17 protein-coding genes and 1 pseudogene are annotated in these 18419 nt (G+C 49.1%); 13 read left to right on the top strand and 5 right to left on the bottom strand.

The genetic code is table 11. From position 1 onward, the window contains the following. Positions 1-5: 5 nt before the first annotated feature. From ACP158_RS04265 to ltaE, 4 genes are all read right to left on the bottom strand, one after another. A complete protein-coding gene (locus ACP158_RS04265; protein WP_424947736.1) occupies positions 6-839 on the bottom strand; it encodes a hypothetical protein in 834 nt (277 codons plus the stop codon). A gap of 168 nt (positions 840-1007) precedes the next feature. Then, positions 1008-1400 carry a hypothetical protein gene (locus tag ACP158_RS04260; protein WP_424947735.1) on the bottom strand — a complete coding sequence of 131 codons (393 nt, stop codon included), beginning with the start codon at positions 1398-1400 and terminating at the stop codon, positions 1008-1010. After that, positions 1397-1537 carry a hypothetical protein gene (locus ACP158_RS04255; RefSeq protein ID WP_424947734.1) on the bottom strand — a complete coding sequence of 47 codons (141 nt, stop codon included), beginning with the start codon at positions 1535-1537 and terminating at the stop codon, positions 1397-1399. Before ACP158_RS04255 ends, ACP158_RS04260 begins: the two co-directional genes overlap by 4 nt. Before the next feature lie 493 nt (positions 1538-2030). Next, positions 2031-3068 carry a low-specificity L-threonine aldolase gene (gene ltaE, locus ACP158_RS04250; RefSeq protein WP_424947733.1) on the bottom strand — a complete coding sequence of 346 codons (1038 nt, stop codon included), beginning with the start codon at positions 3066-3068 and terminating at the stop codon, positions 2031-2033. A gap of 313 nt (positions 3069-3381) precedes the next feature. Here ltaE and ACP158_RS04245 point away from each other — a divergent pair, with 313 nt between their 5' ends. From ACP158_RS04245 to ACP158_RS04185, 13 genes are all read left to right on the top strand, one after another. Next, positions 3382-4587: an aminopeptidase P family protein gene (locus ACP158_RS04245; RefSeq protein ID WP_424947732.1), complete on the top strand. Its 1206-nt coding sequence runs from the start codon at positions 3382-3384 to the stop codon at positions 4585-4587. 68 nt (positions 4588-4655) lie between these two features. After that, positions 4656-7712 (top strand): Eco57I restriction-modification methylase domain-containing protein, encoded by a 3057-nt coding sequence (locus ACP158_RS04240; protein ID WP_424947731.1) that lies wholly within the window; start codon positions 4656-4658, stop codon positions 7710-7712. Positions 7713-7719: 7 nt separating this feature from the next. Further along, positions 7720-9519: a hypothetical protein gene (locus ACP158_RS04235; RefSeq protein WP_424947730.1), complete on the top strand. Its 1800-nt coding sequence runs from the start codon at positions 7720-7722 to the stop codon at positions 9517-9519. A 108-nt stretch (positions 9520-9627) separates the two neighbouring features. After that, positions 9628-10236, top strand: coding sequence for a Na+/H+ antiporter subunit E (locus tag ACP158_RS04230; RefSeq protein WP_424947729.1), 609 nt, complete (start codon positions 9628-9630; stop codon positions 10234-10236). Between the two features lie 23 nt (positions 10237-10259). Then, entirely contained in the window at positions 10260-10571 is a 312-nt protein-coding gene (locus tag ACP158_RS04225; protein WP_424947728.1) for a monovalent cation/H+ antiporter complex subunit F, read from the top strand. Next, positions 10564-10911 (top strand): monovalent cation/H(+) antiporter subunit G, encoded by a 348-nt coding sequence (gene mnhG / locus ACP158_RS04220; RefSeq protein ID WP_424947727.1) that lies wholly within the window; start codon positions 10564-10566, stop codon positions 10909-10911. Before ACP158_RS04225 ends, mnhG begins: the two co-directional genes overlap by 8 nt. After that, on the top strand, positions 10904-12046 hold the full coding sequence (locus tag ACP158_RS04215; protein WP_424947726.1) for a DUF4040 domain-containing protein: 1143 nt from the start codon (positions 10904-10906) through the stop codon (positions 12044-12046). Before mnhG ends, ACP158_RS04215 begins: the two co-directional genes overlap by 8 nt. Beyond that, complete coding sequence (locus tag ACP158_RS04210; protein WP_424947725.1) at positions 12043-12450, top strand: cation:proton antiporter subunit C; 408 nt, start codon at positions 12043-12045, stop codon at positions 12448-12450. The genes ACP158_RS04215 and ACP158_RS04210 overlap by 4 nt, the downstream gene beginning before the upstream one ends. Next, a complete protein-coding gene (locus ACP158_RS04205) occupies positions 12447-13967 on the top strand; it encodes a monovalent cation/H+ antiporter subunit D family protein (RefSeq protein WP_424947724.1) in 1521 nt (506 codons plus the stop codon). Before ACP158_RS04210 ends, ACP158_RS04205 begins: the two co-directional genes overlap by 4 nt. Next, positions 13964-15415 carry a proton-conducting transporter membrane subunit gene (locus ACP158_RS04200; RefSeq protein WP_424947723.1) on the top strand — a complete coding sequence of 484 codons (1452 nt, stop codon included), beginning with the start codon at positions 13964-13966 and terminating at the stop codon, positions 15413-15415. Before ACP158_RS04205 ends, ACP158_RS04200 begins: the two co-directional genes overlap by 4 nt. 10 nt (positions 15416-15425) lie before the next feature. Then, entirely contained in the window at positions 15426-15698 is a 273-nt protein-coding gene (locus ACP158_RS04195) for a hypothetical protein (RefSeq protein ID WP_424947722.1), read from the top strand. After that, positions 15691-17379 (top strand): Na(+)/H(+) antiporter subunit D, encoded by a 1689-nt coding sequence (locus ACP158_RS04190; protein WP_424947721.1) that lies wholly within the window; start codon positions 15691-15693, stop codon positions 17377-17379. The genes ACP158_RS04195 and ACP158_RS04190 overlap by 8 nt, the downstream gene beginning before the upstream one ends. A 485-nt stretch (positions 17380-17864) precedes the next feature. Further along, positions 17865-18098, top strand: a complete 234-nt coding sequence (locus tag ACP158_RS04185) for a hypothetical protein (protein ID WP_424947720.1) — start codon at positions 17865-17867, stop codon at positions 18096-18098. Positions 18099-18252: 154 nt separating this feature from the next. Here ACP158_RS04185 and ACP158_RS04180 read toward each other — a convergent pair. Continuing rightward, positions 18253-18346 (bottom strand): annotated as a pseudogene (locus tag ACP158_RS04180) (IS1595 family transposase); the annotation flags it as partial. Positions 18347-18419: the final 73 nt, after the last annotated feature.

Genomic DNA, 18419 nt, shown 5'->3' with positions numbered 1-18419 from the left:
TCTTTTTAGGGAGCCGGTATAAAGGCAGGTTCGACTCCTTTATGAAGCGAAGATAATCCATTTATTAACATCTCTTCTCCTAATAAAATATCTATTGTCTGACGACTATATGTTGCGGCAGATTCATGAACCATTCCTGCTTGATCCCACCCCCAAAGGCCAGCCACAAAAACGTCATCTTTTATAAAATGAATATTAGGTAAGAAAGTTGTGCTAACTAATGCTTCTACTGGGCCACGGTTATGTGGCATACCACCAATAAGATCAATTACAACCGCTCTCTTTTTAATATCTCGAGAGATATTATCATTAGTTATATAATAATTTTTACCTCGTTGAGTACTATCCTGTTCAGCTCCAGAAACAATAATACTAGCCTTCTTTAGCCAAGGGCGTAATATTTTTTGATTTAAGTCTCTGCGTGTCATTACTCTAATGATATTAAGCTTTGCTTCTATTAGAGAAGTAATAGCACCGATAGCTACATTTCCATATCCTAGAACAACACCTATTTTATGTGAGGGGTCGTTCTTCAATAGATCACTTTCGTTGTTTAGTAAATTTAAACCATAGTTTGCACCACAGTATCCTGTCTCAAACAAACACTGTATTTTGCGTTTTCCATATTCTGGAGTTGGGTATTTAGTATATGCTCGATCAACTATTTGATCAAAAGTTGTTTGATTTTTTTCGGCAATATTAAGTATCTTTACGCCAGAGCTTATTAGGTTATTTTTAGCTGTAGTTTCAAGTGACTTTTCTGCTGAGTCAGCAACAACAAGGACATTGTCTATCTTTTCGAATATCTTGAGTTTCTCCAGACTGAGTTCTGGTATCACAAATAGTTCTGATGGTAGCTGTCTTGCTATATATTGAAATGCACCTATAAGGCGGGCATCAAGACCTAAAAATATGACTGTATAGTTTGAAAGAGCAATATTATGGTTAGATATATACTCTTTAGCTATTTCAGTTGATCCTAAATAGAGGGCAGAAACAGACTTTCTCTATTCTCTAATGGACTCCATCGCTAAAACATTTATTTGTCTTTTTTCTAAACTAAGTCGACGATGAGGAAAAGCCGCTAGATGCGCCATACATAAAATGGTGGACTTTGGTGTGATCGACTTAATGTTTTGTTGACTCGGACCTTTATATTTAATAATTAAATCTTTATTAGAATAGAAACGGTTGTGACTCTCGATAACTGCTCCAGCACTTATATAATCATCATCACTGTATCCGATTCCGACTCCAGCAGATTCATGCACACTTACCTGACAACCATACTCTACAAGTCTGCGTATATTTGTAGGGCATAATATGACCCGCTGATCATAGCCACCTGGATTTTCTTCAGATTCTAATTCTTTTGCGATGCCAATTTTTTGGAATTTCATAGGTCGGACGCGAGATTATTTAACTTTCTTGGAGAATTTGATGTAGCTTTTACCTTAATGTCTATAGGTTTAGCGCTCAGCCTAACGATTTCTCTAGACTCTCTTTGTACTTTTTCCATTACGCTTGGAGGTAACAAGTCAGATACCTTGACATACCCAGTTTTAGTTAATTGATTATGCTTTTCATGAATTAAATCTGTCCATTCTGGGCGTTCTTAAGTGGCTTTCTATGGACGATTCTATTGAATTAAACCTTATTTCGTTATCTGTCGCATCAAGGTCGGCCTTAGTTTCATTATTAGAGGTACTTTGCATTAGTTGTTTCTCGCTGTTTAAATTTTAAGAAGTATTAGGATGGATAACACCCTTTTCCCGAGGTCAAGAAATATTTATTGCCCCTAAAATCCTATCGTACACCAATCCACCCGCTTTGTTGGCAAACGCCCGGATTTTAACCGGCCGAGCCCTGCAGTATAGACATTTTAGGGCGCGTTTTTGGTTGCGCGAAAATGATGGACACAAAAAAGGCGGTAATCAACCGTCTTCCCCCTCTCAACCCTGTCACAATCTTAAAAAGTCGCAATCCAATCGCAAGCGATTTGAAAGCGACATAAGGGGCAGTGTTTTCGGCTACGCCGAAAAACTGCCCCTAAAAAACCCGGACAGTCGTTCAACCGCGATATCGATGTGCTGTTTGGATAAATCCTTATGGGTGACCATGCGTATGGGGTTTGGTCCGTTAAACAGTACCCCGTTTTGCTTTCCGAAGCGGTGAAATTCATCGACGTTGCCGCGAGCCAAATTAAAAAAAATCATATTTGTGTTGGCTTGGCCGCAAGCAAACTCGATATCCTTGAATGGTTTCAATTGCCCGAACAAGTAGGTTGCCAGGGCATGATCGTCTTTTAATCTTTCAACATTGTTTTCCAGGGCAAACAGCCCGGCGGCCGCCAACATGCCGCATTGCCGCATACCGCCGCCGACGGTTTTCCGCCATCGTCTGGCGGTTTCCATGAACTCTCGAGAGCCGCAAAGCACTGACCCCACCGGCGCGCCCAAACCTTTGGATAAGCAAATTGAGACCGAGTCAAAATGGCGGGTGATTTGCGACACATCGACACCGAGTTCGGCCGCCGCATTAAACACCCTGGCACCATCGAGGTGGATATTTATTTTATGGGCGCGACAAAGTTCAGCGGCATCGACCATATGGTCGACCGCGACCGCCACGCCTTCGGTGGTGGTATTTTCCAATGCCAACAGGCGGGTGTTGGCGAAATGAATATCATCTTCTTTTATGACGGCTTCGATTTTTTCCAGTGCCAGGAGGCCGTTTGGCTCGCGCTCGATGGGCTGTGGCTGAATTCCGCCCAAAACAGCCGCCCCACCCCCTTCAAACTTATAGGTGTGCGCGTTTTGGGCGACGATATATTCATCACCGCGCTGGCAGTGACTGAGCAAGGCAACCAGGTTGCTCTGAGTCCCGGACGGAAAAAACAGCGCGGACTCGTGGTCCGCCATCTCCGCCATACGCGCCTGCAACGCGGTCACAGTCGGGTCTTCGCCGTAAACGTCATCACCTAATTGTGCAGCCAACATGGCCTGCTTCATGCCTTCGCAGGGCTGGGTTACGGTATCGCTTCTAAGGTCTATTATGGGCTCTGTCATTGACCGGCTTTCTGGCGGCGCATTCCGGTGTTATTGGAGAATAAGCGCAACTATAATCCAGTACTATAATCCAAGATGGAAATATTTCAATTGATTTTAATCGATACGCGGTGCGCGGATAAGCCACGCCAATGACAATCGACAATGACGATCAATGAATACCCCGGCGGATAAAGGCAACGATAAATCTGGACTTAATTCCGAGGCATTGTTATAAGACTTGCGAAATTCTCAATGTTCATTAAATTCGCATCCAATACTCGCGCCCAATGCTCGACCATGCTTTTTCACAACTTTCCCGGATATTTTGCACATGAACCTGCCTGATTTAATCACCCTGCCCAATGGCGAGAAACCCCGGCCCACTTTTTCCGCAGACGAAATGGAAAGCCGTTTGTGCGGGCTCAGAATTGTCATGGCCGACCATAACATAGACGTTGCTCTGTTCACTTCCCACCACAACATCAATTATTACAGCGATTTTTTGTATTGCTCTTTCGGGCGGCCGTATGGATTGGTGGTTGATGAAAAAAATCAAACGTCCATTTCAGCCAATCTGGATGGCGGCCAGCCCTATCGCCGAACCTATGGGGATAATTTGATTTTCACCGACTGGCGGCAGGATAATTATTTTCGCGCGGTGCAAAAGTTGGTCGGCGGCGCAAAAACCGTGGGCATTGAATTCGACCACATCAATATTCAAAACATGGAGAAGTTGAAAGCGGCGTTGCCGGATTCAAAAATTGTGGATATTGCCGCACACGCCGCGCCGCTACGGATGATCAAGTCCGAAGAAGAAATCGCGCATATCACCAAAATGACCGCTATCGCCGACCTCGGTGGTGCGGCATGCGCGCAAGCCGTAGGCGCGGGTGTTGCCGAGCATGAAGTGGCATTACATTCCACCCAAACCATGGTTCGGGAAATCGCCAAAACCTGGCCCGATGGCGAACTGATGGACACCTGGACCTGGTTTCAATCGGGCATCAACACCGATGGCGCGCACAATCCGGTGACCTCCAGAAAAATTCAAAAGGGCGACATTCTCAGCCTGAATTGCTTTCCGATGGTTGCCGGTTACTATGTCGCGCTGGAGCGCACTTTGTTTTGCGAGTCGGCAACCGATGAGCATATTCGACTATGGGAAATCAACTGCCAGGTGCACGATGCCGGCAAGGCATTGATAAAGCCCGGCGTGCGTTGCTGTGACATTGCCCAAGCGTTGAACGAAATTTACGCCGAGCACAATTTATTGCAATACCGCACTTTTGGCTATGGTCATTCGTTCGGCGTGCTTTGTCATTACTATGGCCGCGAAGCCGGCCTGGAATTGCGCGAGGACATTGACACCGTGCTCGCACCCAACATGGTGATTTCCATGGAGCCGATGATCATGCTGCCCGACGGCGTGCCCGGCGCCGGCGGCTATCGCGAGCATGACATTCTAATTGTGACCGAACACGGCAATAGAAATATTACCGGATATCCATATGGCCCGGCGCACAATATAATTGCATAGCGGCGCGCTTATGGCGTTGCCGCCACAATCCATTTGACCCTTTGCGATTTGAATTATTTTAGAAGAACATGCTCAATCTGACCGGCCCCGAAGGATTGCGTCTTGAACAGTTAGTCCAGACTTTCGAGCGCAACCGCGCCGCCTATTTGTCCGGCAAATTCAACGAGACGCAAGTACGGGTGGAGTTCATCAACCCGTTTTTTGAGTTGCTCGGCTGGGATGTTCATAACAAGCGCGGCTACGCGGAATCCTATAAAGATGTCTATCACGAGGACGCGGTGCGTGTTGCCGGCGCGAGCAAGGGGCCGGCCGGAGAAAGGATTAGTGCCGCGACCAAAGCCCCGGATTACGCGTTTCGCATCGGCGGCACTCGAAAATTCTTTCTTGAAGCGAAAAAGCCTTCGGTGAATATCAAGGGTGACCCGGGCCCGGCTTTTCAACTGCGGCGTTATGGTTGGTCGGCAAAACTGCCGCTCAGCATCCTCACCGATTTTGAGGAATTCGCGGTTTATGATTGCCGGGTGAGGCCGGTGAAAAACGATAACGCCGCCAAAGCCAGAACCCTCTACACCACCTACGATCAGTATCTGGACAAGTGGGATGAAATCAGTTCTGTTTTTTCCCGTGAGGCGGTGCTCAAAGGCTCGTTCGATCAATACGCCGATTCGTATAAAGCCAAGCGCGGCACCGCGCAAGTGGATGACGCTTTTCTCGCCGAGATAGAAGTCTGGCGCGGCAACTTGGCGCGCAACCTGGCGTTGCGCAACCCGAACCTGAACCAACGCCAACTTAATTTTTCGGTTTTACGGATCATTGACCGAATTATTTTTCTGCGCATGTGCGAAGACCGGGAGATTGAGCCACATGGGCAGTTGCAAAGCCTGCTGGACGGCGCCGGGATTTATCCGCGTCTCATCCGATATTTCAAAAACGCGGACGATAAATACAACTCAGGATTGTTTCATTTCAAAAATGAAAAGAGCCGCCCCACGCAAGCGGACGAACTCACCCTCGGACTCCGCATAGACGACAAGGTGCTAAAAGATATTTTGAAAACCGTTTATTACCCGGAAAGCCCGTACGAGTTTTCGGTCTTCCCGCCGGAGACTCTGGGCCAGGTTTATGAACAATTTTTGGGCAAGGTCATCACGCTGACTCCAAAGCACCAAGCCCGGATTACGGAAAAGCCGGAAGTCAAAAAAGCCGGCGGCGTCTATTACACGCCAAAATATATTGTCGATTACATCGTCGAAAAAACCGTCGGCGAACTGCTCGCCGACAAAAGCCCGAGCGCGCCGGCGGTGAAAAACCTGAAGGTGCTGGACCTTGCCTGCGGCTCCGGCTCCTTCCTGCTGGGCGCCTATCAATACATTCTCGCCTGGTATTGCGACCAATATGTGCGTAGCGGGGTGGATAAGCATAAAAAGGTCATCCACCAGACGCGAGGCGGCGAGTGGCGGCTGACCACGGCCGAGCGCAAGCGCATTCTCCTGCAGCATATTCATGGCGTGGACATTGATATTCAGGCGGTGGAAACCAGCAAACTTTCGCTGCTGCTGCAAGTGCTTGAAGGCGAGTCGAGCGAAACTTTGGCGCGACAATTGTCGTTGTTCAAAGAGCGCGCCTTGCCGGATTTAGGCGACAACATCAAATGCGGCAACGCGCTGATTGCCGCGGATTTTTACGACAACCAGCAAGCCGGCCTGTTTGATGAAGCCGAGCAATATCGGGTGAACATCTTCGACTGGCGCGCCGAGTTCCCCGCCATTATGCAAGCCGGCGGATTTGATGCGGTCATCGGCAACCCGCCTTATGTGCGGCAGGAAACCTTGGGCCGCGACAAGGATTATTTCCAAAAGAAGTTTGCGGTCTATCACGGCATGGCCGACCTGTATGCCTATTTTATCGAGCAAGGCATCACGCTGACCAAGCCCGGCGGCTATTTTTCCTATATCGTTTCCAACAAGTGGATGCGCGCCAATTACGGCGAGGCATTACGGCTGTATCTCCAGCAACAACGCATTGAGGAAATAGTGGATTTTGGCGACTTGCCGGTTTTCAAGACCGCCACGGCCTACCCGTGCATCCTCGGCATCAGCAAGAACGCGCCCAAAAACAAGTTGAATATCACTCAGGTAAAGACCCTGGGGTTTCAAAATCTAAGCGATTATGTCGCGCAAAAACACTATGCCATCGACCGAAAATCCCTAAGCAAGCAGGGATGGTCTTTGGCGAACAAGAAAACGCAATCCCTGTTGGCAAAACTAAAAACGCAAGGCGTGCCGCTCGGCGATTATGTGAATGGAAAAATATATCGTGGCGTGCTTACCGGCTTCAACAAAGCATTTGTCATTGACGCCCAAACGCGAAACCGATTGATTAAAGAAGACGCCAATAGCAAAAAGATAATCAAACCGTTTTTGCTTGGGCGGGATATAAAACGTTACCTTCCCCCTGAAAACAATCATTTTCTGATTTTGATGCCCAAAGGCTGGACGAACCGCAACAAAGGGAAAACCAGAAATGGCTGGCGCTGGCTTGAGCAATTTTATCCCGCCATCGCCGGACATCTTTTTCCGTTTAAGAAAGAAGCGGAAAAACGATGCGACAAAGGGGATTATTGGTGGGAGTTGAGAGCGTGTGATTATTACGCCGAATTTGAAAAGCCGAAAATTTTGCTTCCAGACATTTCATTGCGCGGGAACTTTGCCTTGGACCCGGACGGCAAGTTTTATTGTGCCAATACCGCTTATATCATTTGCTCAGGCGACAAATATCTTTTGGGCATATTAAACTCTCATCTGATTACATTTTATTACAAGAGTTTATCGTCAACGATACGTGGCGGTTATCTACGATTTGGTTTTCAATTTATGAAACCGTTGCCCATCCGCAAAATCGACTTCGCCAACCCCGAAGAAAAAACCAAGCATGACCAGATAGCGGCATTGGTCGCGCAAATACAAGACCTGAACAAAACCCATGCCGCGGTCCAAACCGAGCATGAAAAAACCGTCCTGCAACGCCAAATCGCGGCCGCCGACCAGCGCATCGATCAATGCGTGTTTGACCTGTATGACTTGACCGAAGCGGAAATCAAAATCATCCAAGACAGCGTAAAGTGAGCCGCGCATGGCGGTGAAAACCTGCGCGCATCTGCTAAAATCAAGCGCACGCTACTGTATTGATCTTGAACCCTTTTTACTTTTATCACATTTTATGTCCAGCCACGAACACAAAAAATTAATTGAATGTATTAAAAAGCTAGATGCGACGCCCAAAAAATCTGAAGAATTTTCTGAATGGATTACAGCATGCAAGCATTTAGAGTTTTTGCGTCAAAATTCTTACGAGGATGAAGTTGTCATTTTTGCGTCAGGCGAATACTCCTTTATTCACACCATGGTAGTTTCTAATAGTCTTTTGCGCCCTATTGATCAAGATGATCTATTGCGCTGGAGTTGTAGCCCGTACACGTCAACTGCAGGCTATGTCTGGGGAGGTGGTAGAGACGACGTGAGAGTTGAGCGTGAATCCCATTTAATGGGAGCCAACACATTGGAAAACGCTACTAATCTTGTTTTCGGCAGAACATTCGAGGGATGGAAAGACCACGACAGAACATATTTTGAGCTTCATTCAGAATATTCTCATATTACAGAAATACATTGGCGACCTGAGCATCGTGCTTACGTCCGATTTGATCATCATGGCGATCTCGAGCATATAGTTTCCGTTACGCAACGTCAGGACGAAAGCGCCCCGGACGTTACACTTGTTTCGTTCAAGTGGAAACCACTAGAAGAATATCTGGCCGCAACAGATTCATCATTAGTTCGCATGTTTGATTTTACATTACTTCGGCGAAGCTCTTTTTCCGGTTGGCCGAATGGAGATGAAGACATTATCAAGGAAAATGACCACTTTTTTTATCGGCAGAAAATTGCGTCTGGACACGCGGCCTATACCTGTGGGGCGCAAATCATTCCGCTTCGTCGCCCAAAAGAAGATATATTTAGCGAGATAAAAGAAGGGAGATTTAGTGACCACAGAAAACAATATGCTGTTTTTATCATTTGCGATTGGCGCAATAAAAAAATTACGAAAGTATCGACCAATCCTCGTGAGACAACTAACTATTTTGAGGCGCGCAACAATACACTTCCTTTTGAGTTATCACCTGCTTTTTTTCGGCCTGAAGTTATATCGAAATATAAACAAGATCGGGACAAATATACAATAACCGAACGTAGCATACGTTGCCGCGCAGCTTGGACACTAAACGGATTTGACATAAACGATGCTGGGCAAGTGCATGCCTACATTTGTGATTTGCGGAACCTCCCTTATTCGGAACAACAATATTGGGCTTCATTCAATGAAAAGCCTCAATCAGGAATTTCCAAAAGAGCACTGATTAATGACTTTAAAGGTGAATTTACTGATTTCACAAATCCTCTGCAACAAGTTTTACAATTTGTTCGACGCTGGAACGAAAAGAATGTTTCTTGGTGGACACTTCGAGAAGATACTCTTTTTGAACAGATTAACATACCTGTAACATCCAGTCGCGACGAATGGAGCGGAGCGTTTATGGATTTATCTAAGCTGATTATTGAAGGCTTTGAGGTTACAACCATAAGAGCAAAATTGGACGAAGCACATTTGTTATATGATAAAAATGACCGTAGCATTGCCTTGCTAGAAAAGTTAACCGATAAGGGTCGTAGTAAAGAAGAACAAAGGCAATTGATGGGTTTGAGAACTATTCAGCGAATACGATCAAAAGTAAAAGGCCACTCTGGAGGTTCAGAAGCTAAAGAATTAGAAAAGAACGCACTGCTAGAACATGAGACTTTCAGAAAACATTTTATGTACGTATGTGGTTTAGTTATAGACGAATTGGAAGTGATTGAAGATCTTTTTTCATGAAAAGATGAAATTTATAAGGCGCGCCTTATAGATATATAAAAAGTGTGCAAATAGCATTTTTAATATTTTTATTCCCTTCCACGCTCCCTGCCAAGCAGAGATGCGGTTATGCACGAGCGGCATCATAAACATGCCGGCGAAACTGCCCGCGCATCTGCTAAAATCGCGCAACCTGCTTCAATCATCGCGAAAATTATTTCAGGCAGATTTGCAATGCGTCCACAAAAGATGCCGCCCAAGCCTTACCGCCGCCACCTTATTGCGCTTGTCGGCTTGGCGGCGATATGGTGTTTGCTGTCCGGGCACTACACCGCTCTGTTATTATCTTTGGGGGCGTTGTCTTGCCTCGCGAGTTACTGGGTTTACCGCCGCGTCGCCGGTCAAACCACGCTGCCGCGCCCGGGCCGTCGTCCGTTGCGGCACGCCCTCTACACCGCTTGGCTCGTCGGCGAAATTATCAAGTCAAGCGTCGCCGTGATTGGCGCGATATTTAATCCCAAAAAATTGGCGCCGCAGTTTTTCAGCGTGGACGCCAGCGGCTTGGACGAGACCGGTCGGGTAATTTATGCCAACTCAATTACCCGCACACCGGGAACCGTCAGCGTCGATGTGAGTGAAACAGAAATTCAAGTGCACGGGTTGCTGGCGCGTTCAAAAGCCGGTTTGATGGATAACAAAATGCTGGCAAAAGTGCGCCGACTGGCCGCTAACAGGTAACCAATGGAAACAGTTTATCTCTAATGCAAAGCATTTATTTGTTGACCCTGGTCATTCTTTTGGTTGCCAACCTGTGTTCATTAATTCGAGCGGGATTAGGTCCAACATTGTTTGATCGCATTCTGGCTGCCAACACATTTGGCAGCCAGACTATTTTATTGATTGCGATTTATTTCTTTGCCACCGGACACCCACAGTACATCGATATTGCCTTGCTGTATGCCCTGATCCACTATGTCGGCAACATTGCGTTAGTGGATTATTTTAATCGTCAAGATGAACAGATGGGCGCGCCAACGGATGGGCCGACAACCAATGGGCTGGCGGATGATTGAAATTATAGGCGCGACGGTATTGCTTGTCGGGGTCGGCATTGTGCTGATCGGCGCGGTTGGATTATTGCGCTTCCCGGATTTTTACTGTCGCCTTCACAGTGCCGGCGTGATCGATACGCTGGGGTCGGGCATGACCCTGTTTGGTCTGCTGTTGTTGGCCGGATCCCTGATCATTGCATCCAAGATTTTGATGGTTGGCATCCTTATATTTTTTCTTTCCCCGGTGGTTACTCATGCGCTGGCAAAATCCGCGCTGCAATCTGGAATCGGCATTCAGCAAAATACCGCAACAAAACAAAACCGCAACAAACAAATGTGGTCGGGCAATCACCATGATTAATACTGTTGTTGACATTGGCTTGCTGTGCCTGTTGCTGGCAACGACACTATTGATGATGCGCAGCCAAAGCCCGTTGTCGATTACCATTCTATCGTCAATTTACAGTTTAATAATCTGCGCCCTGTTTGTGCTGCTGGATGCGGTGGATGTGGCTTTTACCGAAGCCGCAGTGGGCGCGGGAATTTCATCGGTATTGTTTGTTGCCGTCATCCGCCACGATGACGAGCCAAGTAATAACAAACTGGGCAATAACAACCTGGGCAATAACAAATTGAGCACTGACGCGCCGGAATTGAAATCCGCCTGGCCCTCCGCGCTGTCCCTTTGCCTTGGATTGGCGCTCGGTATTTTGCTTATTTCAGGCACTGCGGACATGCCGTTGTATGGCGACCCGGCGGCCGCCATCCACCATTATTTGGCGCCGCGCTTTCTGGGGCAGTCGGCCACCGAGATCGGCATTCCAAACGTGGTAACCTCAGTGCTGGCAAGTTATCGAGGCTACGATACACTGGGAGAAGTGGTGGTGATTTTTACTGCTGGAATGGCGGTATTACTGTTGCTGGCGTTTACGCCCGATCAAAAAATAAAGTCCGAGGCGCAGGGGCTGAGCGCAACTAAACGGCGCGGCAAACCGCCCCGGCTTTGGTCTCGGCGCACCCCGCTCATTGCAAACCCGGTGCTAAAAACAGTGTTGGTGCGTTTTATCCCAATCGTGATTTTGTTTGCATTGTATGTGCAATTTCACGGTGACTATGGTCCCGGCGGCGGCTTCCAGGCCGGGGTCATTTTTGGCGTTGGACTGATTACGTTTGGACTGCTTGCCGACTCGGAAAAATTGCAAAGCGTCATCAGCGAAAGAATAGTCATCTCAGGCATGGCCTTCGGTGTTCTGCTGTACGGCTCGGTGGGCGTGGCCGCGCTTTTTTTTGGCGGGAACTTCCTCGATTATTCGGTGCTTGAATACACGGTGCTTGAATACTCAGTGTTGTCTGAGTCGCAAACCGCCGGGCAACGCTTGGGGATTTTTCTGATTGAACTCGGAGTCGGTATAACAGTGGCATCGACCATGGTGTCGCTATTCATCAGTTTTAATCGGCGCCATTTTAATCAAAGCCAGGATGAATTTCCGCGATGAGCTCCTTTGAAACCTTGTTCGGCGGCCTGCCCGGATTACTCAATTACTGGGTAGCGATCATATTATTGGTCTGTGGATTGATCATGGTCATGGATAGTCGCAATCTCATCAAAAAACTAATTGGACTTAACATTTTTCAATCTGCGGTATTTTTACTGTTTATCACCATGGGGAAAGTGAGCCAAGGCCATCCGCCCATCCTGCCCGCAACTAATGTAGAAGGGGCGATTTCCAATTTCAGCAATCCTTTGCCGCATGCACTGATTCTTACCGCCATTGTAGTAGGGGTGGCAACCACGGCCGTAGGGTTGGCTCTGGTCGTTCGAATTCGTCGCGCCTATGGCACTATTCACGAAGACCAGATAATGGATAAACCGGAAGTGGAACCGGAAATCATCCCATGACCGACATCCTGAGTCGGCACCTGCCCATTCTACAGGTCGTCGTTCCGCTGCTGATTTCACCTTTTTGCGTTGTCCTGGGCAGTCGTAGTCTGGCACGGATATTAATGGTATCGACCGCGGTTATCATGTTTGCCATCAGCGTGATGCTGCTCGGCGGCGTATTCAATGGCGAAGTTTATAGCTATCAGCTGGGTGGCTGGGCCGCGCCGTGGGGAATCGAATACCGGGTTGATTATTTAACCGCGTTTGTATTATTCACCATTAACCTGATCCATCTATTAGCATCGATATTTTGTTTGAGCCGGACTGACGACAATATCGGCCACGCCGCCCGCCCGGTTTTTTACACGGCCTGGCTACTCTGCATTGCCGGGTTGAATGGCATGGTGGTGACCAACGATGCATTCAATGTTTTCGTATTTCTTGAGATCAGCTCGCTGTCCGCCTATATGCTGATCAGTTGTGGCCGCGACCCCAAAGCGATACTGGCCGCTTATCGTTATCTGATTGTCGGTGCGGTGGGGGCAACATTTGTATTGCTGTCGATTGGTCTTTTGTATATGCAAACCGGCACCCTGAATATTTCCGATCTGTCCCGAATCATCGCCGAACGCGGTTCCGACCGGACAATAATTATGGCATTGTCATTTTTTATTATCGGCATCGGCATCAAGTGCGCGATATTCCCGTTGCATGACTGGCTGCCCAACGCCTATAGTTTCGCACCGAATTCGGTCACCGTTCTTTTGTCCGGGACGGCCACAAAAGTAGCGCTCTACGTCATGCTGCGATTTTTGCATGACTTGTTTGGCGCGAATTTCAGTTTTACCGAAATGCCCCTGGCTGTCGTGTTAATACTCTGTGCGATTTTGGGAATGTTGCTGGCGCCGATAGTCGCGCTACGCGAATCAAACCTGAAACGCATGTTTGCCTGGTCCAGCGTGGCGCAAATTTCCTATATCGTCATGGGCATTGGAATAGGCACTACCGCCGGGACGGCGGCCGCTTTGCTGCATTTGTTTAATCACTCGATTATCAAGGTGGCGATATTCATGGCGGTCGGCATCGTCATCGCTCGCACTGGCACTGCCCGAATCAAGCTTTTGGGCGGTGTTGCCCAGCGCCATCGGTTTGCCTGCTACGCCATGTTGTTCGGCGGGCTCGGCTTGATTGGCATCCCGGGCACGGTGGGTTTTGTCAGCAAATGGGTGTTGGTCACAGCGGCGGTGGAGAAAGGCTGGTGGTGGTTGGCTATCCCCGTGCTTGTGGGATCATTAGCCAGCGCCGCCTATGTTTGGCGTATCGTCGAAACCCTGTGGACGAAACCGATCGCCACGGATGGTGGAAGTGCCGATTTTGCAGGCGGCACGCCGATTCACATCGTTGAATGGTTGCCTTTAATAGTGTTGACCGGGTTGGCCCTGTGGTTCGGGCTGAATGCCTCATTCACAAGCGATCTTGCGCTACGGGCAGCGGCCAGCCTGATTAACCCCGAATCCATGAGTCTAAGCCAATGACCCCGATTGGGCTGGCTGTGTTGATTCCTTTTTTGGGTGCTTGCGGGGTTGTGGCAACCCGAAAATCTCCGCGCGTTCGAAACTGTGTGCTGGTTATCTCAGGCTTGGTAAATCTTTTTCTGTTGGTTTATTTGTTGCTGGGTTATTTATCGATGAGCCGAGAAAATTATGACCTGGTTCAGGTTTTATTCGAAACCCTGCCGGGATTAAGAATTGCATTTCATATTGAACCCCTGGGATTGATATTCGCGTTAACCGCCGGATTACTGTGGCCGATTACATCGGTGTATTCCATCGGCTATTTAAATGCCGGCAACGACCCGCATCAGACCCGATTTCATGCCTTGTTTTGCGTTGCCATGGGCAGCGCCATGGGCATCGCTTTCGCAGAAAACTTGTTTACTCTGTTCCTGTTTTATGAAATCCTGACCTTTTCCACCTGGCCGCTGGTTACTCACAGCAGAACACCCGAAGCCGTGGCCGCAGGTCGGGTCTATCTCGGCGTGCTGTTGACCACTTCATTGATTTTGTTTTTGCTGGCCATTGTCTTGGTCGGCAGCTACGGCAGCGGATTGTCATTCATTCCCGGTGGCGTGCTGTCAAATGTGTCGCCAACCCTGGTCACCGTACTGCTGTTGTTGTTTCTGTTCGGCATCGGCAAGGCCGCGGTCATGCCTTTTCACCGCTGGTTGCCGAGGGCCATGGTCGCGCCCGCACCGGTGAGCGCGTTGCTGCATGCCGTGGCCGTGGTCAAAGCCGGGGTTTTTGCGCTGCTGAAGATCAGCGTCTATATTTTCGGGTTTGACGCGCTGTCGTCGCTGCGGCTGCATGACATGATTTTGTGGATACCCGCAATCACCATTTTGCTGGCGTCCGTCATCGCCATGCGCCAGGACGACCTCAAAGCGCGCCTGGCTTACTCCACGATTAGCCAACTCTCCTATATCGTGTTAGGGGCGCTCATGGCCAATCAGTTAGGCATGGTCGGCGGCGCAATGCACATCACCATGCACGCCTTCGGCAAAATCACGCTGTTTTTCTGCGCCGGCGCGATCATGGTTTTTGCGGGCAAAAACAAGGTCTCGGAAATGAACGGATTGGGCCGATCGATGCCCTGGACCTTCGCCGCATTTTTTATCGCCGCATTGTCTATCGTCGGTTTGCCGCCTGCTGGCGGCGTTTGGAGCAAATGGTATCTCGCTTTGGCGACCCTGGAGACCGGGCAACTGGGTTTGCTTGCGGTGCTGATGATCAGCTCGCTGTTAAACGTGTATTACCTGTTATCCATTCCGCTCAGGGCATTTTTCCTGCCGGCTGATGAGCCACCGCAGGCGTTGGAAAATCGTGCTTCCATGGTCGTGCCATTGACGCTTACCGCAGCGGTTAGCGTGCTGCTTTTCTTCCTCGCCGATGGGTTGGCGAACTTCATTGGAGAAATTCAATGGTGAGGAAGACGGCATGAAAAATATCACGAAAAACCTGGCGGCATTGCCGCCCGGGCTGCAACGCGGGTTGAAAATATTTTTCGTATTGTGCGCGCTGGTGACCTTGCTCGATTTTATTGTCCTCGGTTTTATCGGCCCCGGTTTTATCAACGCGGGCCACGGTCCGCATTGGTGGAACTTTTTCGGCTTCCACAGTTTGTACGGATTTGCCGCCTGCGTGGTGTTGGTGTTGGTTGCCACGGCGCTGCGCCGCATCGTTATGCGGGATCAAGACTACTATGATTAACGCACCATTTTTAGTTTTCTTCATCGGCGCGGCGGTCGCGATGGCGCTGCCGGGACGGCTGGCGCGATTACGAAAAATGGTGATGCTGGCGGTCCCGCTGGTCGGGCTGGTCAACCTGCTGACCTTGGACCAGACCACGCTGTGGCAAGCGCAGTGGCTGGGCTTGGACTTAGTGCTTTTCACCAGCGACCGATTAAGTTTTATTTTTGGCATACTATTTCACATCGCCGCGATCATCGCCACAATCTATGCCTGGCATGTCAAAGACCGCGCCCAGCAAGCGGTCGCGCTACTGTATCCCGGCAGCGCCCTTGGCATCGTTTTCGCCGGTGATTTTTTGACCCTGTTCGTGTTTTGGGAATGCCTGGCGTTGGCTTCGGTATTTTTTATCACCGCCAGGGCAACCCCGCGGGCAATTAAATCCGCGCTCCGATATCTGGTGTTTCAGGTCGTGTCGGGCGTGCTCTTGCTGACCGGTAGCTTGTTGATGCTTCACCAAACCGGGAGCATTGCAATTGGGCCGTTGGACATGACCGACCCCGGGGCGATATTTTTTCTGCTTGCTTTCGGCATAAAGGCGGCGTTTCCGATGTTGCACAACTGGTTGACCGATGCCTATCCAGAAGCCACAGTCAGCGGCACAGTGTTTCTCGGCGCGTTCACCACCAAGGTCGCAGTCTACGTTTTAGCGCGAACGTTCACGGGATTGGACGCATTGATTTACATCGGCGTGACGATGGCATGCTTCCCGATTTTCTATGCGGTCATCGAGAATGATTTAAGACGGGTGCTGAGTTACAGCATGATTAACCAGATTGGATTCATGGTTTGCGGCATCGGCATCGGCACCGAGCTGGCGGTGAACGGGGCCGTGGCCCATGCCTTCAACGATGTCATTTTCAAGGGCTTGCTGATGATGTCTATGGGCGCAGTGTTATTCCGAACCGGCGACATGCGCGCTTCCAATCTTGGCGGGTTGTTCCGAACCATGCCGAAAACCACCGCGCTTTGTCTGGTCGGCGCAGCCTCGATTTCAGCGTTCCCGTTGTTTAGCGGATTCGTCAGCAAATCCATGGTGATGGCGGCGTTGCTGCTGGAGGGCCATGAATTCGTTTGGTTGGCAATGCTGTTTGCGTCTGCCGGGGTATTCCACCACGCCGGCATTAAAATCCCCTATTTCGCCTTCTTCGCCCACGACTCCGGGTTACGTCCTGCAGAGGCCCCTCGGCACATGTTAATCGCCATGAGCATTGCCGCAGCGTTGTGTATTTTTGTCGGCAGTTTTCCGCAGTTGCTTTACCGCCACCTTCCATTCGCGGTCGACTATGCGCCGTTCGATCTGCCCCATGTGGTCGAGCAGGTTCAACTGCTGTTGTTTGCTGCCCTGGCCTTTATTTGGCTGCAGTTAAAAAACATCTATCCCGCGGAACTCAAATCCACTAACATCGACAGCGAGTGGCTTTACCGAAAGTTTTGGCCAGCGATTTACGGTATGGGTTGTAGCATCGCTCAAAAACTGCACCTTGGAATCAACGGTTTCGTGTCAGCGACTGCGACGATGCTAACGCCGATGGCACGAAAACAATCATATGATTTGCTGATGCCCTGGTCGGTGCGCGCCATGCTGATGGTGGTCATGGCATTCCTGAGCATCGTGTTGATCATGTTTTATCTCGTTTAGTTATTCCTAGAACGTGGCATCGAGTATAGGCGTTGTTTAAGCTTAGCGTTTAATTCAATCTCGTGCTCGTTCCTTCAAAAGACTAAGCTTGCGAAGCCTATTTTAGGGCCGCGCTATAAATGATTAGAGCAATGACTGATATTTCCGAACCTGCATTTTCAGCGTTCGCTTGAACTTTTTGTTAAGCTGTTTGTTCATTTAAGTAATGGTTCAAGATACTTTAAGCGGTCGATTTCGGATAGATTTTAGCAGATATTGACACCTATTTTCGTGGCGCATATTGAAGCGAAACTCACACTCTTTCAAAGGGGTCCGGCTACGGCGGACGACATATTTTAACTGGATTCCCGCCTACGGCGAGAATGACAAATAAGGGTCGTCATTGCCCGGCTTGTTCCGGGCAATCCAGTTATTAAACCGTTCGGCGTAGCCGAACTCCTTATTATCGCGGCTTCGCCACTCTGGATTCCCGCCTGCCGGCGAGAATGACAAATAAGGGGCGTCATTGCCCGGCCCATATTATTATTGGCCGGGCAATCCAGTGGAATATGCCGTCCGGCGTAGCCGGATTCATTTGCGGCGTAGCCGCCGGTTTGTGTCTGGCAAAGCCGGATGCCAAAAAGAGTCACGCTACGCGTGACAGATATTTAACTGGATTCCCGCCTTCGGCGAGAATGACGGCAGAGAGGGCGGTTTTTTGCGCCTGCCGGCGAGAATGACGGCTGAGAGGGCGGCGCTAAAGCACCGCTGGAAAGGAATAAAACGGGCAATGAATTAGTGAACACATACGCTCGCATTGCCCGGCCATGTGTTGTCTGATTTGAGTATACAATCGGCTGGTCGCCGGGCCAGAGACACCGGTGATTCGAGCGGCTTTGCAAGCCTCGATATCAAGGCAAAACAGCCGTGGAATCGCCCTGAATTTATTCTCCGAAATTCGGCAACGAATGACATGCTTGTTTTTCATTTATAGAACAATTAGGTATGAGCATTTCACTATACCTTAAAGTATCTTGAACCTAAGTAATTAATAACTTCAC

The sequence above is a fragment of the Candidatus Spongiihabitans sp. genome, assembly GCF_965247905.1.
Lineage (GTDB): Bacteria > Pseudomonadota > Gammaproteobacteria > Arenicellales > Poriferihabitantaceae > Spongiihabitans.
This window is presented reverse-complemented; position numbering and strand designations above follow the sequence as displayed.

Coding starts and splice junctions, on each gene's coding strand:
- ACP158_RS04225 (WP_424947728.1), top strand. CDS start 10,260: ATGCAAAGCATTTATTTGTTGACCCTGGTCATTCTTTTGGTTGCCAAC.
- ACP158_RS04230 (WP_424947729.1), top strand. CDS start 9,628: ATGCACGAGCGGCATCATAAACATGCCGGCGAAACTGCCCGCGCATCT.
- ACP158_RS04205 (WP_424947724.1), top strand. CDS start 12,447: ATGACCGACATCCTGAGTCGGCACCTGCCCATTCTACAGGTCGTCGTT.
- ACP158_RS04195 (WP_424947722.1), top strand. CDS start 15,426: ATGAAAAATATCACGAAAAACCTGGCGGCATTGCCGCCCGGGCTGCAA.
- ltaE (WP_424947733.1), bottom strand. CDS start 3,068: ATGACAGAGCCCATAATAGACCTTAGAAGCGATACCGTAACCCAGCCC.
- ACP158_RS04235 (WP_424947730.1), top strand. CDS start 7,720: ATGGCGGTGAAAACCTGCGCGCATCTGCTAAAATCAAGCGCACGCTAC.
- ACP158_RS04260 (WP_424947735.1), bottom strand. CDS start 1,400: ATGAAATTCCAAAAAATTGGCATCGCAAAAGAATTAGAATCTGAAGAA.
- mnhG (WP_424947727.1), top strand. CDS start 10,564: ATGATTGAAATTATAGGCGCGACGGTATTGCTTGTCGGGGTCGGCATT.
- ACP158_RS04240 (WP_424947731.1), top strand. CDS start 4,656: ATGCTCAATCTGACCGGCCCCGAAGGATTGCGTCTTGAACAGTTAGTC.
- ACP158_RS04200 (WP_424947723.1), top strand. CDS start 13,964: ATGACCCCGATTGGGCTGGCTGTGTTGATTCCTTTTTTGGGTGCTTGC.
- ACP158_RS04215 (WP_424947726.1), top strand. CDS start 10,904: ATGATTAATACTGTTGTTGACATTGGCTTGCTGTGCCTGTTGCTGGCA.
- ACP158_RS04245 (WP_424947732.1), top strand. CDS start 3,382: ATGAACCTGCCTGATTTAATCACCCTGCCCAATGGCGAGAAACCCCGG.
- ACP158_RS04185 (WP_424947720.1), top strand. CDS start 17,865: ATGACAAATAAGGGGCGTCATTGCCCGGCCCATATTATTATTGGCCGG.
- ACP158_RS04190 (WP_424947721.1), top strand. CDS start 15,691: ATGATTAACGCACCATTTTTAGTTTTCTTCATCGGCGCGGCGGTCGCG.
- ACP158_RS04210 (WP_424947725.1), top strand. CDS start 12,043: ATGAGCTCCTTTGAAACCTTGTTCGGCGGCCTGCCCGGATTACTCAAT.